This window comes from Achromobacter deleyi (genome assembly GCF_016127315.1).
GTDB classification, from domain to species: Bacteria; Pseudomonadota; Gammaproteobacteria; order Burkholderiales; family Burkholderiaceae_B; genus Achromobacter; species Achromobacter insuavis_A.
On sequence record NZ_CP065997.1, the window covers coordinates 4,317,613 to 4,331,647 of the forward strand.

The following is a 14,035-nucleotide window of genomic DNA, read 5'->3' on the forward strand; positions in this document are numbered from 1 at the left end:
TAGCCGGCGCCGGAACAAGCGGGGAAATCAGTGCAGCGTGTGCGGCCGGATCAGCCCGACCGCGATGCCTTCCAGCGCGAATTCCTGGTCGGCTTCGACCACGATGACATTGAAGTCGGGGTTCTCGGGCAGCAGTTCGATGCGGCCGTTCTGGCGCTGCAGGCGCTTGACGGTGACGTCGTCGCCCAGCCGGGCCACCACGATCTGGCCGTTGCGAGCCTCGGACGCCTTCTTGACGGCCAGCAGGTCGCCTTCGAGGATGCCGGCGTCGCGCATGCTCATGCCGCGCACCTTGAGCAGGTAGTCGGGCGTCTGCGCGAACAGGCTGGTATCGACGCCGATCTCGCGCTCGACGTGCTCGGCCGCCAGGATCGGGCTGCCAGCGGCCACGCGGCCCACCAGCGGCAGCAGCAACTGCGCCAGGCCGGGCAGGGGCAGCGGCGCCTGGGTCTGGGCGGGCGAGGCGTCCTTCAGGCGGATGCCGCGCGAGGCGCCGGCGGTGAGCTCGATGGCGCCCTTGCGGGCCAGCGCCTTCAGATGGTCTTCGGCCGCGTTGGGCGAGCGGAATCCGAGGGCCTGGGCGATCTCGGCGCGGGTGGGCGGAAAGCCGGTGCGCGCGACGGTTTGCCGGATGAGGTCCAGGATTTGCTGTTGACGATCAGTGAGTTTGCTGGCCATGGTGATGATCCGTTGGTGAGTCGGACTGTACATATATACAGCAGCATTCTGGGGGACATAACGCAAAAAAGCAAGCGCGGATCGGGCGCGGCCACCGAGCGGGCAATAAAAACGGGACCCGAAGGTCCCGTCTGGGGCTGGCGCAGGCCGGCGGGGCGCTTTACAGCACCGCGGCGATGCCCTTGGCCACCTGGTCGATGTTGCCGCTGTTGAGCGCGGCGACGCAGATGCGGCCGCTGGAGACGGCGTAGACGCCGTGCTCTTCGCGCAGGCGGTCGACCTGGGCCGAGGTCAGGCCCGAGTACGAGAACATGCCGCGCTGCTGCAGCACGAAGCTGAAGTCCTGCTTGCCGCCGTGTTCCTTGATCTTGTCGACCAGCTGCTTGCGCATCAGGCGGATGCGGTCGCGCATGCCGCCGAGTTCTTCTTCCCACATGGCGAACAGCTCGGGCGAGTTCAGCACCGTGGAGACGATCGTGCCGCCGTGGGTGGGCGGGTTGGAATAGTTGGTGCGGATGACGCGCTTGAGCTGGCTCAGCACGCGGACGGCTTCGTCCTTGCTGCCGGAGACGACGGTCAGGGCGCCGACGCGCTCGCCGTAGAGCGAGAACGACTTCGAGAACGACGAGCTGATGAACATGGTCAGGTCGAGGTCGGCGAACAGGCGCACGACCGCGGCGTCCTCACGCAGGCCCTCGCCGAAGCCCTGGTAGGCGATGTCCAGGAACGGCACCAGCTTGTTTTCCTTGACGACCGCGGCGATCTGCTGCCATTGGTCGAAGGTGGGGTCGACGCCGGTCGGGTTGTGGCAGCAGGCGTGCAGCACGACCACGGTGTTGGCCGGCGCGGCCTTCAGGGCGGCCAGCATGCCGTCGAAGTTCAGGCCGCGGGTGGCGGCGTCATAGTAGGCATAGGTGCCGACTTCGAAACCGGCGCGTTCGAACAGCGCGCGGTGGTTTTCCCAGCTGGGATCGCTGATCAGGACCTTGGAGGTCGGCAGCAGCTGGCGCAGGAAGTCGGCGCCGATCTTGAGCGCGCCGGTGCCGCCCAGGGCCTGGGTGGTCAGGACGCGGCCGGCGGCGACCAGCGGGGAATCCTTGCCGATCAGCAGGGCTTGCGCGCCCTGGTTGTAGCCGGCGATGCCTTCGATCGGCAGGTAGCCGCGGGCGGCGGCTGCCTCGATGCGGGCGATTTCCGCCTTGCGCACGGCGCCCAGCAGGGGAATGCGACCCTGGTCGTCGTAGTACACGCCCACGCCCAGATTGACTTTACCGGGGCGGGTATCCGCGTTGTATTGTTCGTTCAGACCAAGAATGGGGTCGCGCGGCGCGAGTTCGACGGAATCGAAAAGGGTGCTCATGGGACTCTGCTGAGGGTGAGTGGACGCAGTCGGAAGTGCTGTGGATAATGGGGGGTTTACCCTGGGAACAGTCTAGCATGCCTAAGAGCGCAATAGACCCGAGCGCGGCGGGTGCCGCAGCCGTTGGCTCCGTCACCGACGGGGCGCCCGATAGGGCCCCTGGCGCTGCCGCGGCGGCCCCAGGCCCGGGGTTCGTCGATTACCCCGGCAGCCCGTTCCACCTGTATCAACCGTATCCGCCCGCTGGCGACCAGCCGGGCGCCATCGACGGACTGATCCAGGGCGTGCAGGACGGCCTCATGTACCAGACCCTGCTGGGCGTGACCGGCTCGGGCAAGACCTACACCATGGCCAACGTCATCGCCCAGTTGGGGCGGCCGGCGCTGGTGCTGGCGCCCAACAAGACGCTGGCGGCGCAGCTGTACGCGGAAATGCGCGAGTTCTTCCCCAAGAACGCGGTGGAGTACTTCGTCTCGTACTACGACTACTACCAGCCCGAGGCCTACGTGCCGACGCGCGACCTGTTCATCGAAAAGGACTCGTCGATCAACGAGCACATCGAGCAGATGCGCCTGTCGGCCACCAAGAGCCTGCTGGAACGCCGCGACACCATCATCGTCGGCACGGTGTCGTGTATCTACGGTATCGGCAATCCGGGCGATTACCACGCGATGGTGCTGATCCTGCGCGCCGGCGACCAGATCTCGCGGCGCGAGATCCTGGCGCGGCTGGTGGCCATGCAGTACACCCGCAACGACGCCGAATTCACGCGCGGCGCGTTCCGCGTGCGCGGCGAGACCATCGACATCTTCCCGGCGGAAAGCGCCGAGCTGGCGCTGCGCCTGACGCTGTTCGATGATGAAATCGAAAGCCTCGAGCTGTTCGATCCGCTGACCGGCCGCATTCGCCAGAAGCTGCCGCGCTTCACCGTCTACCCCGGCTCGCACTACGTGACGCCGCGCGACACGGTGCTGCGCGCCATCGAGACCATCAAGGAAGAACTGCGCGAGCGCACCAAGCGCTTCATCGACGACGGCCACCTGGTCGAGGCCCAGCGCCTGGAGCAGCGCACCCGCTTCGACCTGGAAATGCTGCAGGAACTGGGTTTCTGCAAGGGCATCGAAAACTACTCGCGCCACCTGTCGGGCGCCGCGGCCGGCGAGCCGCCGCCCACGCTGATCGACTACCTGCCCGGTGACGCGCTGATGTTCATCGACGAGAGCCACGTCACCATCGGCCAGCTCAGCGCCATGTACCGGGGCGACCGCTCGCGCAAGGAAACGCTGGTGCAGTATGGCTTCCGCCTGCCGTCGGCGCTGGACAACCGGCCGCTCAAGCTCGAGGAGTTCGAGGCCCGCATGCGCCAATGCGTGTTCGTGTCGGCCACGCCCGCGGCGTATGAAAAGGAACATGCCGACAACGTGGTCGAGCAGGTGGTGCGGCCCACCGGCCTGGTCGACCCGATCGTCGAGGTGCTGCCGGCCCGCACGCAGGTCGACGACCTGCTGGGACAGATCAAGGTGCGCACGGACCTGGGCGAGCGCGTGCTGGTCACCACCCTGACCAAGCGCATGGCCGAGGACCTGACCGACTTCCTGACCGAGCACGGCGTGCGGGTGCGCTATCTGCACTCCGACATCGACACGGTCGAGCGCGTGGAAATCATCCGCGACCTGCGCCTGGGCACGTTCGACGTGCTGGTGGGCATCAACCTGCTGCGCGAGGGCCTGGACATTCCGGAAGTGTCGCTGGTGGCCATCCTGGATGCCGACAAGGAAGGTTTCCTGCGGTCCGAGCGCAGCCTGATCCAGACGATCGGGCGCGCCGCGCGCAACCTGAACGGCCATGCCATCCTGTACGCCGACCGCATCACCGATTCGATGCAGCGCGCCATGGAGGAAACCAGCCGCCGCCGCGCCAAGCAGCTGCAATTCAACGCCGACCACGGCATCACCGCCCGCGGCGTGCAAAAGGCCGTGCGAGAGCTGATCGACGGCATCGTCGCCCCGGTGCAGCACGATGCGCTGGAAGCCGCGGTCCCGGCCGAATTGCTCAAGGACGAAAAGGCCCTGGCGCGCGAGATCAAGCGCCTGGAAAAGCTGATGATGGATCACGCTCGCAACCTCGAGTTCGAGCAGGCCGCCGCCGCCCGCGACGCCCTGACGGCGCTCAAGCAGCGGGTGCTGCTGGATGGCGCGGTATGAAGTTCGTCAGTATCTAAATGTATCTATTCGCTGACAACGTGCTGAATATTGGGAAAAGTCATCATGTTGTCAGCGGACGTCCGAAATTTGCGCAAATGATCCATCCGGGGCCTTCCGCGAAGCCTCAAATATAGTTGTTAACTATATGATTTATTAGCATTATTTAAGGCGGCGAGCTGGCTTGTAACGGATGGCGAAAACGCAAAAAAAGCTTGCCTTATCTCGGGTTTTCCCGCACACTTACTCCCATGATGACCAAGGTACTTTTCGTTTGCATGGGCAATATCTGTCGCTCGCCGAGCGCAGAGGGCGTGTTTCGCCATTTGGTGAACGACGCGGGTTTGGGCGATGTGGTTCGCATCGACTCCGCGGGCACGCACGCGTTTCACATCGGCGAGGCGCCTGATGCCCGGGCGCAGGCCGCAGCGCGCAAGCGCGGCTACGAGATCACGCACTGCGAGGCTCGCCAGGTCACCGCGGAAGACTTCCGCGACTTCGACCTCATCCTCGCCATGGATTGGGACAACCTGTCCGCCATGCAGCAGCAGTGCCCCAAGGCGTACCAGCACAAACTGATGCTGCTGATGCGCTTCGCCAACGAGTTCGAAGAAGCCACCGTGCCCGATCCCTACTACGGCGGCGCCGACGGTTTCGGCAAGGTGCTGGACTACCTCGAAGACGCCTGTCAGGGCGTGCTCGAGCTGGTCCGCAAGCGCGCCACCCAATACCAGGCGGCTTGAGGCCTCCTGTGCGCCGGCGCGCCCTGTAGGGCGGCTTGGCGATTGGCAGTGAAAAGAACCGCGCGACAGCGCGGTTTTTTTCTAGCCGGGAGTCATACCAAATTACTCGGGAATTTGCTATACTTGAGCCAATTACTCGGGTATTGACCGCCGGATTCGCCGACGGCCATTGCCGAATCACAGGGAATTCACCATGCGGCTAACTACCAAAGGGCGTTTCGCCGTGACTGCCATGATCGATCTGGCTATGCGGCAGCATAGCGGCCCGGTCACTCTTGCGGCCATCAGCCAGCGTCAGAATATTTCGCTTTCCTATCTGGAACAGCTGTTCGGGAAACTGCGCCGCCACGAACTCGTGGACAGCGTGCGCGGCCCCGGCGGCGGTTACTCGCTCGCCCGCCTGGCGCGCAACGTGACCGTGGCCGACATCATCTTCGCCGTCGACGAACCGCTGGACGCCACCAGCTGCGGCGGCAAGCGGGACTGTACGAGCGGCAACGACGGCAAGCCTGGCAAGTGCATGACGCATGAGCTGTGGGCCACGTTGAATCGCAAGATGGTCGATTACCTGGATTCGGTGTCGCTGCAAGATCTGGTTGATCAGCAGCGCGTGCGCCAATTGCAGGAAGCCAACAATCAAGCGCAGGCTTGCGCGGTACGCGTGAATCGGGTGGGAGGCACCAACAACGCCGCCAACGCCCCGACCACCACCGTCGCGGCCAATGCCACCGTATAAGCAGTAGGAGTTGTAGATATGACCACCCGCCCGATTTACCTGGACTACTCGGCCACGACCCCCGTCGACCCGCGCGTCGTCGAAAAGATGGTGCCCTGGCTGTACGAAAGCTTCGGCAACCCCGCTTCGCGCAGCCACTCGTTCGGCTGGGAAGCCGAAGACGCCGTCGAGCGTGCCCGCGAGGAAGTCGCCAAGCTGGTGAACGCCGATCCGCGCGAAATCGTCTGGACCTCCGGCGCCACCGAGTCGGACAACCTGGCCATCAAGGGCGCCGCCAACTTCTACGCCGAGCGCGGCAAGCACATCATCACCATCAAGACCGAGCACAAGGCCGTGCTCGACACCTGTCGTGAACTCGAGCGCCAGGGCTTTGAAGTGACCTACCTGGACGTCAAGGACAACGGCCTGATCGACCTGGACGTCTTCAAGGCGGCGCTGCGTCCCGACACCGTGCTGGTGTCGGTGATGATGGTGAACAACGAAATCGGCGTCATCCAGGACATCGAAGCCCTGGGCGAGATCTGCCGCGAGAAGGGCATCATCTTCCACGTCGACGCCGCGCAAGCCACCGGCAAGGTCGAGATCGACCTGCAGAAGCTGAAGGTCGACCTGATGGCGTTCTCGGCCCACAAGACCTACGGCCCCAAGGGCATCGGCGCGCTGTACGTGCGTCGCAAGCCGCGTGTGCGCATCGAAGCGCAGATGCACGGCGGTGGCCACGAGCGCGGTTTCCGCTCGGGCACGCTGGCCACGCACCAGATCGTCGGCATGGGCGAGGCCTTCCGCCTGGCCCGTGAAGAAATGGGCACCGAGAACGAGCGCATCCGCATGCTGCGCGATCGCCTCTGGGCCGGCCTGTCGCAGATCGAAGAGGTCTACCTCAACGGCGACATGGACCACCGCGTGCCGCACAACCTGAACGTCAGCTTCAACTATGTCGAAGGCGAGTCCCTGATCATGGCGATCAAGGAACTGGCCGTTTCGAGTGGCTCGGCCTGCACCTCGGCCAGCCTGGAACCTTCCTACGTGCTGCGCGCCCTGGGCCGCAACGACGAGCTGGCGCACAGCTCGATCCGCTTCACGCTGGGCCGTTTCACCACCGAGCAGGAAGTGGACTACACCATCGAACTGCTCAAGAGCCGTGTCGGCAAGCTGCGCGACATGTCGCCGCTGTGGGAAATGGCCAAGGAAGGCATCGATCTGAATACCGTGCAGTGGGCCGCGCACTGAGCGCCCGAGCCAAAGAATACGTGGAGAACTAACATGTCTTACAGCACCAAAGTCCTGGATCACTACGAAAACCCGCGCAACGTCGGTTCGTTCGACAAGTCGGACGACTCGGTGGGCACCGGCATGGTCGGCGCGCCGGCCTGTGGCGACGTCATGAAGCTGCAGATCAAGGTGAACGAAGCCGGCGTCATCGAAGACGCGCGCTTCAAGACCTACGGCTGTGGCTCGGCCATCGCCTCCAGCTCACTCGTGACCGAATGGGTCAAGGGCAAGACGCTGGACGAAGCGATGAACATCCGCAACACGCAGATCGCCGAAGAACTGGCCCTGCCGCCCGTGAAGGTGCACTGCTCGATCCTGGCCGAAGACGCGATCAAGGCCGCCGTGCAGAACTACAAGGAAAAGCATTCGGTTCCGGCCGAAGCTGTTGCGAGCTGAACATGTCCGTTACCCTGACCCAACAGGCCGCCACCCACATCGGCCGCTATCTGCAAAAGCGCGGCAAGGGGATCGGCTTGCGCCTCGGCGTTAGGACGACGGGTTGTTCCGGCATGGCCTACAAGCTGGAGTACGTGGACGATGTGGCGCCCGAAGACCAGGTGTTCGAGAGCTTCGGCGTGAAGGTGTTCGTCGATCCCAAGAGCCTGGCCTACCTGGACGGCACCGAGCTCGACTACGCCCGCGAAGGCCTGAACGAAGGCTTCAAGTTCCGCAACCCCAACGAGAAGGCGACCTGCGGCTGCGGCGAGTCGTTCACGGTGTAAGTCTTGGCTGGAGACGATCACTTCAGCCTGTTCGGCTTGCCGTCACGTTTCGACCTGGACGCTCAGGCGCTGGAATCGGCGTGGCGCACCGTCGCCGCGCAGGTGCATCCCGACCGCTTTGCCACCGCCAGCCCCGCGGAACGCCGCGTGGCCATGCAGTGGGCGGCGCGCGCCAACGAGGCCTACCGCCAGTTGCGCGATCCGCTGTTGCGGGCGCGCTATCTGTGCGAGCAGGCTGGCGTGGATCTGCAGACCGAGAGCAACACGTCGATGGACACGGCTTTCCTGATGCAGCAGATGACCTGGCGCGAAATGATGGACGACGCGCGCGACGACGCCGGCGTCCTGGCGACGCTGCGGACCGAGCTGGAGGAAGCCCGCCAGCAGATGCGCGCCGCGTTGACACGCCTGCTGGACGAACAGCGCGACTACGCCGCCGCGGGTCTGAAGGTGCGGGAATGGATGTTCGTGGAGAAGCTGGCGCAAGAGCTGGCCCACGCCCATCCCGATTCCTAGCCAACGGGGCCGGGCAAGGCCCGGCCGCGGGGCGACCCGGACTTCGCCGCCTACTGAGTAGAAAAAACAATCATGGCCTTATTGCAGATATCCGAGCCCGGTGAATCGCCCGCGCCGCACCAGCGCAAGCTGGCGGTGGGGATCGACCTGGGCACCACCAATTCCCTGGTTGCCGCGGTGCGCAGCAGCGTTGCCGAAGTCTTGCCCGATGCGCAGGGCCACGTGCTGCTGCCCTCGGCGGTGCGCTATTTCCCCGGCGGCAAGGTCACGACGGGCCGCGAACCCCTGGCGCAACAGGCCGAGGACCCGCTGAACACGGTGGTGTCGGTCAAGCGTTTCATGGGCCGTTCGCTGGAAGAGGCGCGGGCCTCGCGCGCGCCCTACGAATTCGTGGATGCGCCCGGCATGGTGCGCATCCGTACCGTGCAGGGCGACCTGAGCCCGGTGGAAGTGTCGGCGCAGATCCTGGCGGTGCTGCGCCAGCGCGCCGAGGACGTGCTGGGCGACGACCTGGTGGGCGCCGTCATCACGGTGCCGGCCTATTTCGACGACGCCCAGCGCCAGGCGACCCGCGACGCGGCGCGCCTGGCTGGCCTGAACGTGCTGCGCCTCTTGAACGAGCCGACCGCCGCGGCGATCGCCTACGGCCTGGATAACGCCGCCGAAGGCGTGTACGCCGTCTATGACCTGGGTGGCGGCACTTTCGATATTTCCATCCTGCGGCTGACGCAGGGCGTGTTCGAAGTGATCTCGACCGGCGGCGATACCGCGCTGGGCGGCGATGATTTCGATTCGCTCATCGTCGACCATGTGGTGGCGGCCGCGGGCGCCACCGACCTGACGCACGCCGACCGGCGCGGCCTGCTGATGGCGGCGCGCGCGGCGCGCGAAGCGCTGTCGGATGCGCAGGACGCCCATCTGACGCTGACGCTGGCCAATGGCCAGGTGATCGACCACACGCTGACCCGCGCGCAGTTCGAGGCGCTGGCGCAGCCGCTGGTGCAGCGCACGCTGGACAGCGCGCGCCTGGCGCTGCGCGACGCCGCCCTCAAACCGGCCGACGTGCGCGGCGTGGTGATGGTGGGTGGCGCCACGCGCATGCCGGTGGTGCGCGCCGCGGTCGGCGAGATGTTCGGCACCGAGCCGCTGACCGATCTGGATCCGGATCAGGTCGTGGCGCTGGGCGCCGCGCTGCAGGCCAATCTGCTGGCCGGCAACCGCGCGCCGGGCGAGGACTGGCTGCTGCTGGATGTTACGCCGCTGTCGCTCGGCCTGGAAACCATGGGCGGGCTGGTCGAGCGCGTGATTCCGCGCAACAGCACCATTCCGGTGGCGCGCGCGCAGGAATTCACGACGTTCAAGGATGGCCAGACGGCCATGAGCATCCACGTGCTGCAGGGCGAGCGCGACCTGGTGACGGATTGCCGTTCGCTGGCGCGTTTCGAACTGCGCGGCATTCCGCCCATGGTGGCGGGCGCCGCGCGCATCCGCGTGACGTTCCAGGTGGACGCCGATGGCCTGTTGAGCGTGACCGCGCGCGAGCAGAGCACGGGCGTGGAAGCGGCGGTGTCGGTCAAGCCTTCGTATGGCCTGAGCGATGACGAAGTCGCGCGCATGCTGGCCGATAGCGTGGCGCAGGCCGACAACGATGCCCGCGCCCGCATGCTGCGCGAGCAGCAGGTGGAAGCGCGCCAGCTGGTCGAATCGGTGCAGGCCGCGCTGGCGGTGGACGGCGACCTGCTGAACGCCGAGGAACGCCAACGGGTCGATGAATGCCTGCAGGCGGCCGCCCGCGCCCAGGAGGCGCAGGACGTGGACGCGGTGAAGGCCACGGTCGAGGCGCTGTCGGCCGCGACCGATGAATTCGCCGCGCGCCGCATGGACCGCAGCATCCGCGCCGCGCTGGCCGGCCGCAAACTTGACGAAATCGCCTGATAAGAAGCTATGCCGAAACTGACCGTATTGCCTCATCCCGACTACTGCCCCGAGGGCGCCGTGATCGAGGACGCGCCCAAGGGCGTGTCGATCTGCCGCGTTCTGCTGGACAACCACATCGACATCGAGCACGCCTGCGAACTGTCGTGCGCGTGTACGACCTGTCACGTGGTGGTCAAGCAGGGCTATGCTTCACTGGAAGACGCGACCGACGACGAAGAGGATCTGCTGGACAAGGCCTGGGGCCTGACGCCGACCTCGCGCCTGTCATGCCAGGCATTGGTGACGGACGCCGACCTGACGGTGGAGATTCCCAAGTACACCATCAACCACGCGAAAGAGGGCCATTGATGAAGTGGACCGATACTTACCAGATCGCCGAGGCGCTGGCCGATACGCATCCGGATGTCGACCCCAAGACGCTGCGCTTCACGCAACTGCGCGAATGGGTGCTGGCCTTGCCCGGTTTCAATGATGATCCGGAACGCAGCGGCGAGAAGATCCTGGAGGCCATCCAGATGGCCTGGATCGACGAGGCCGACTGATCCTGGCGCGAAACGCTCCCCTCGGGGAGCGTTTTTTGCATTGAGGCCACGCACGCGCGGTATCATCAAGGCTCTCTTCGTTGTCCTTGCCCTGAGTCTACCGATGCCCGCTGCTCCCCTGCGCTTTGGCCTGGCCGCCAACCGGCTGCACCATGAATCGCCCGACGCCGCCTTGTTCACCTGGCTGCGGGCCTGTTCGTCCACCATCCGCGAACTGGGCGTGCAGTTGCATACCGTGGGCCGCACCCACGATGCCATCGTGCGCGAGGGCATGCTGCAAGGCTATTCCGGCCTGATCCGCTATCCGTATGGCCGCGAAGGCGGGCTGATGAAGCTGGTAGCGCGCGTGACCGAGGGCCGCGATGGGCAGGAGCCGTTCGATGGCGCGATCTACCTGATCGATCCGGTGGACCCGTCGTCGATCTTTCCCGAGGCGCTGGCGCTCAAGCGCCAGTGCATCACGCATGGCCGGCCGTTCATCTCGACGCTGGCCGGCGCCATCGAGTGGATGGAGGTCGAGCGCGTGCATGCGGGCCTGGCGCCGGACATGGCGGCGTCGCGGCTGTTCAATTACACCGGCCAGACGCTGGCGCTGATCGCGCACGATGCGCTCAAGGACGAGATGGTGGCGTTCGCCGCCGAGCACTTCGACGTGTTGTCGCAATTCGCGCGGCGCGTGGCCACCGGCACCACCGGCGGCCGCCTGAACGAACTGGCCTGGTCGCGCGGCTGGCCCAAGGACACGCCGTGGGTGCACCGCTACCTGAGCGGTCCGCTGGGCGGCGATGCGCAGATCGCGGAACTGGTGCTGGAGCACCAGTGCCAGCGCGTCATCTTCTTCGAAGATCCCCATGTGGCGCGCCAGCATGAGGCCGATATCCAGCTGCTCGAACGCGCGGTGCGCGTGGTGACGGAGTCGGCCACCTGCGCGACCTCGCCATCGGTGGCGCGGCGCTGGGCCAAGGCGGTGGAGTTGCGCGCCGGGCGCGGTTGACCCGGTTGCGTGTTGTCGAGGCGCCCTGTGGGGCGCCTTTTTTCTTGTCGTTTTCCCTGATGGGGGAGGGACGTTTGGGGCGTTTTGCCCGTGGGCGGCGTGTTGTAAACAGGGGAAGTCTTTCCTTTTGTAGGGAAAAGGAACGATTTCAATAACGAGAAACATTAACATCTGGCTCTTCAAAATTCATCAAGGGGAGCCACGTCGATGTTTGATCCTGCCATGTCCCGCCGCGCCAGCCTGGCGGCGGCGTTGAGCCTGCTGCCGGCCGCGCTGGTCGCGCAGTCCGCGCCCGTCGAACCGACCACGTTGCCGTCGGTCAAGGTGGAAGGCAGCGCGGAGACGGCGACCAGCCCGGTGCTGGGCTACGCCGCCACGCGTTCGGCCACCGCCACCAAGACGGACACGCCGCTGAACGAGACGGCGCAGTCGATCACCGTGGTGCCGCGCGACCAGATCGTGGACCAGGGCGCCACCAGCCTGCAGGAGGCGCTGGGCTATGCGGCCGGCGTGCGCTCCGACGCCTACGGCCTGGATTCGCGCAGCGACAGCGTGCGGGTGCGCGGGACCGATGTCGACGTCTACCTGGACGGCATGCGCCAGGCGTTCGATTACTACACCAGCACGACCCGCCCCGATCCGTACATGCTGGAACGCATCGAGGTGCTGCGCGGGCCGGCGGCCATGACGTATGGCCAGGGCAGCACGGGTGGCCTCATCAACATGGTCAGCAAGCGGCCGCTGGCGGAGACACAGCGCGAAGTCGGGATACAGCTGGGCAACCATGGGCGCAAGCAGGCGCAGATCGACCTGACCGGGCCCGTCACCGAGGACGGCCAGTGGCTGTACCGGCTGGTGGCGTTGCAGCGCGATGCCGATACCCAGGTGCATCACGTGCCGGACGACCGCACGCTGGTGGCGCCGTCGCTGACGTGGCGCCCCAGCGCGGCCACGTCATTGACGCTGCAGGCGCTTTACCAGAAGGACAAGTCGGGCTCGACCGCGCAGTTCATGCCGTGGTCGGGCATGCGCACGCCCAATCCGAACGGCATGATTCCGACCTATCGCTTCATCGGCGAGCCGGGCCATGACCGCTACGATTCCGAGCGCAGCAGCTTCGGCTGGCTGTTCGAGCACCAGTTCAACGACAAGTGGTCGTTCAGCCAGGGCTTCCGGCACGCCAACAACAAGGTGACGTACTTCACGCACTATGCGGATTCGTTCTCCGTGCCTGGCGGCTGGGCGGAGGATCCGATCAACCAGCGCATCATCGGCCGCTACGCCGACGATTCCATCACCAAGGTGCGCATGGATACGCTGGACCAGCACCTGACGGGCGAGGTGAGCACCGGCGCCGTGACGCACAAGCTGCTGCTGGGGCTGGACTGGTCGCGCTACCGGCGTGACCGCCAGAGCGGAAGCGGCACGGATACGATCGACGCGTATGCGCCGGTGTATGGCAATGGCTACATCCCCGAGCTGACCGGCGAGCCGCGCTTCACGCAGCGCCAGACCGGCCTCTACCTGCAGGACCAGATGAAGATCGGCCAGCACTGGATCGTGACGGCGGGCCTGCGGTACGACCGCGCGCGCAGCCAGCTCGAAGGCGGCGAGGTGGACAAGGCGCAGGCCACCACCAAGCGGTTCGGGCTGATGTACGCCGCCAGCAACGGCTGGTCGCCGTACGTCAGCTACAGCGAGTCGTTCACGCCGGTGGCCAGCACCACGCGCAACACGCCCGATGGCGCGGTGCCCGAGCTGTACAAGCCGCTGCGCGGCAAGCAATGGGAGGCGGGCGTCAAGTACCAGTCCGCCGATGGCGGCCACCTGGCGACCGCGTCGGTGTATGACCTGCGGGAGCAGAACCGCCTGGTGCCGGATCCGACGGCGGCGTTGAACAACATCCAGACCGGCAAGACGCGCACGCGCGGGCTGGAACTGGAATGGCGCGGCCAGCTGACGTCGTCGTTCGACGTGATCGCGCACTACAACTACATCGACCTGGATCCGAAGCTGGAAGGCATTCCGCGCCACCAGGCCGCGGCATGGGGCCGCTACCGTTTCGCGCTCGACAACCTGGACGGGCGCTTTACGGTGGGCGCGGGCACGCGCTGGATGGCGGCGTTCCGCGATGGCGACGGGCCCAAGCTGTCGCCGGTGTGGCTGGTGGACGCCATGATGGCGTACGAGACCAACCACTGGCGCTATGCCTTGAACGTCAACAACCTGACCGACAAGACCTATCTGGCCACGTGCCTGTCGCGCGGCGATTGCTGGTACGGCGCGCGCCGCAGCGCGATCGCCAGCGTCACGTACAAGTTCTGACGCGGACG

Annotated in this window: 14 protein-coding genes; 12 read left to right on the forward strand and 2 right to left on the reverse strand. The window is 65.9% G+C overall.

Annotated elements, in window-relative coordinates; all coding sequences use genetic code 11:
* Nucleotides 1-27: 27 nt before the first annotated feature.
* Both lexA and I6I07_RS19760 read right to left on the reverse strand, forming a co-directional pair.
* Entirely contained in the window at nt 28-678 is a 651-nt protein-coding gene (gene lexA / locus I6I07_RS19755) for a transcriptional repressor LexA (protein WP_162876245.1), read from the reverse strand.
* 160 nt (nt 679-838) lie between these two features.
* Nucleotides 839-2,038, reverse strand: a complete 1,200-nt coding sequence (locus I6I07_RS19760) for an amino acid aminotransferase (protein WP_198483362.1) — start codon at nt 2,036-2,038, stop codon at nt 839-841.
* Nucleotides 2,039-2,115: 77 nt separating this feature from the next.
* On the opposite strand from I6I07_RS19760, the gene uvrB reads away from it, so the two are divergent.
* The 12 genes from uvrB (at nt 2,116) to I6I07_RS19820 (ending at nt 14,027) form a co-directional block, all read left to right on the forward strand.
* Nucleotides 2,116-4,242 carry an excinuclease ABC subunit UvrB gene (gene uvrB, locus I6I07_RS19765; RefSeq protein ID WP_232625663.1) on the forward strand — a complete coding sequence of 709 codons (2,127 nt, stop codon included), beginning with the start codon at nt 2,116-2,118 and terminating at the stop codon, nt 4,240-4,242.
* A gap of 248 nt (nt 4,243-4,490) precedes the next feature.
* Nucleotides 4,491-4,982 (forward strand): low molecular weight protein-tyrosine-phosphatase, encoded by a 492-nt coding sequence (locus I6I07_RS19770; RefSeq protein ID WP_006386176.1) that lies wholly within the window; start codon nt 4,491-4,493, stop codon nt 4,980-4,982.
* A gap of 193 nt (nt 4,983-5,175) precedes the next feature.
* Nucleotides 5,176-5,718 (forward strand): Fe-S cluster assembly transcriptional regulator IscR, encoded by a 543-nt coding sequence (gene iscR / locus I6I07_RS19775; RefSeq protein ID WP_035360559.1) that lies wholly within the window; start codon nt 5,176-5,178, stop codon nt 5,716-5,718.
* 18 nt (nt 5,719-5,736) lie between these two features.
* On the forward strand, nt 5,737-6,948 hold the full coding sequence (locus I6I07_RS19780) for an IscS subfamily cysteine desulfurase (RefSeq protein WP_006395865.1): 1,212 nt from the start codon (nt 5,737-5,739) through the stop codon (nt 6,946-6,948).
* A gap of 33 nt (nt 6,949-6,981) precedes the next feature.
* The gene (gene iscU, locus I6I07_RS19785) at nt 6,982-7,386 is read left to right on the forward strand and encodes a Fe-S cluster assembly scaffold IscU (RefSeq protein ID WP_006386173.1); all 405 of its coding nucleotides are present in this window, start codon (nt 6,982-6,984) and stop codon (nt 7,384-7,386) included.
* A 2-nt stretch (nt 7,387-7,388) separates the two neighbouring features.
* Nucleotides 7,389-7,712 (forward strand): iron-sulfur cluster assembly protein IscA, encoded by a 324-nt coding sequence (gene iscA / locus I6I07_RS19790; protein ID WP_006395864.1) that lies wholly within the window; start codon nt 7,389-7,391, stop codon nt 7,710-7,712.
* Nucleotides 7,713-7,715: 3 nt separating this feature from the next.
* Complete coding sequence (hscB, locus tag I6I07_RS19795; RefSeq protein ID WP_006395863.1) at nt 7,716-8,228, forward strand: Fe-S protein assembly co-chaperone HscB; 513 nt, start codon at nt 7,716-7,718, stop codon at nt 8,226-8,228.
* A gap of 72 nt (nt 8,229-8,300) precedes the next feature.
* A complete protein-coding gene (gene hscA / locus I6I07_RS19800) occupies nt 8,301-10,163 on the forward strand; it encodes a Fe-S protein assembly chaperone HscA (protein WP_198483363.1) in 1,863 nt (620 codons plus the stop codon).
* A 9-nt stretch (nt 10,164-10,172) separates the two neighbouring features.
* Nucleotides 10,173-10,514, forward strand: a complete 342-nt coding sequence (gene fdx / locus I6I07_RS19805; protein ID WP_006395860.1) for an ISC system 2Fe-2S type ferredoxin — start codon at nt 10,173-10,175, stop codon at nt 10,512-10,514.
* The gene (gene iscX / locus I6I07_RS19810) at nt 10,514-10,708 is read left to right on the forward strand and encodes a Fe-S cluster assembly protein IscX (RefSeq protein ID WP_006395859.1); all 195 of its coding nucleotides are present in this window, start codon (nt 10,514-10,516) and stop codon (nt 10,706-10,708) included. The genes fdx and iscX overlap by 1 nt, the downstream gene beginning before the upstream one ends.
* Nucleotides 10,709-10,811: 103 nt before the next feature.
* Nucleotides 10,812-11,702, forward strand: coding sequence for a methylglyoxal synthase (locus I6I07_RS19815; RefSeq protein WP_006395858.1), 891 nt, complete (start codon nt 10,812-10,814; stop codon nt 11,700-11,702).
* Between the two features lie 222 nt (nt 11,703-11,924).
* A complete protein-coding gene (locus I6I07_RS19820; protein WP_232625664.1) occupies nt 11,925-14,027 on the forward strand; it encodes a TonB-dependent siderophore receptor in 2,103 nt (700 codons plus the stop codon).
* The last annotated feature ends 8 nt before the right edge of the window (nt 14,028-14,035 follow it).

Bases quoted from the DNA above. Each gene is read 5' to 3' on its own strand.
- lexA (WP_162876245.1), bottom strand. From the start codon at position 678: ATGGCCAGCAAACTCACTGATCGTCAACAGCAAATCCTGGACCTCATC.
- I6I07_RS19760 (WP_198483362.1), bottom strand. From the start codon at position 2,038: ATGAGCACCCTTTTCGATTCCGTCGAACTCGCGCCGCGCGACCCCATT.
- uvrB (WP_232625663.1), top strand. From the start codon at position 2,116: ATGCCTAAGAGCGCAATAGACCCGAGCGCGGCGGGTGCCGCAGCCGTT.
- I6I07_RS19770 (WP_006386176.1), top strand. From the start codon at position 4,491: ATGATGACCAAGGTACTTTTCGTTTGCATGGGCAATATCTGTCGCTCG.
- iscR (WP_035360559.1), top strand. From the start codon at position 5,176: ATGCGGCTAACTACCAAAGGGCGTTTCGCCGTGACTGCCATGATCGAT.
- I6I07_RS19780 (WP_006395865.1), top strand. From the start codon at position 5,737: ATGACCACCCGCCCGATTTACCTGGACTACTCGGCCACGACCCCCGTC.
- iscU (WP_006386173.1), top strand. From the start codon at position 6,982: ATGTCTTACAGCACCAAAGTCCTGGATCACTACGAAAACCCGCGCAAC.
- iscA (WP_006395864.1), top strand. From the start codon at position 7,389: ATGTCCGTTACCCTGACCCAACAGGCCGCCACCCACATCGGCCGCTAT.
- hscA (WP_198483363.1), top strand. From the start codon at position 8,301: ATGGCCTTATTGCAGATATCCGAGCCCGGTGAATCGCCCGCGCCGCAC.
- fdx (WP_006395860.1), top strand. From the start codon at position 10,173: ATGCCGAAACTGACCGTATTGCCTCATCCCGACTACTGCCCCGAGGGC.
- iscX (WP_006395859.1), top strand. From the start codon at position 10,514: ATGAAGTGGACCGATACTTACCAGATCGCCGAGGCGCTGGCCGATACG.
- I6I07_RS19815 (WP_006395858.1), top strand. From the start codon at position 10,812: ATGCCCGCTGCTCCCCTGCGCTTTGGCCTGGCCGCCAACCGGCTGCAC.
- I6I07_RS19820 (WP_232625664.1), top strand. From the start codon at position 11,925: ATGTCCCGCCGCGCCAGCCTGGCGGCGGCGTTGAGCCTGCTGCCGGCC.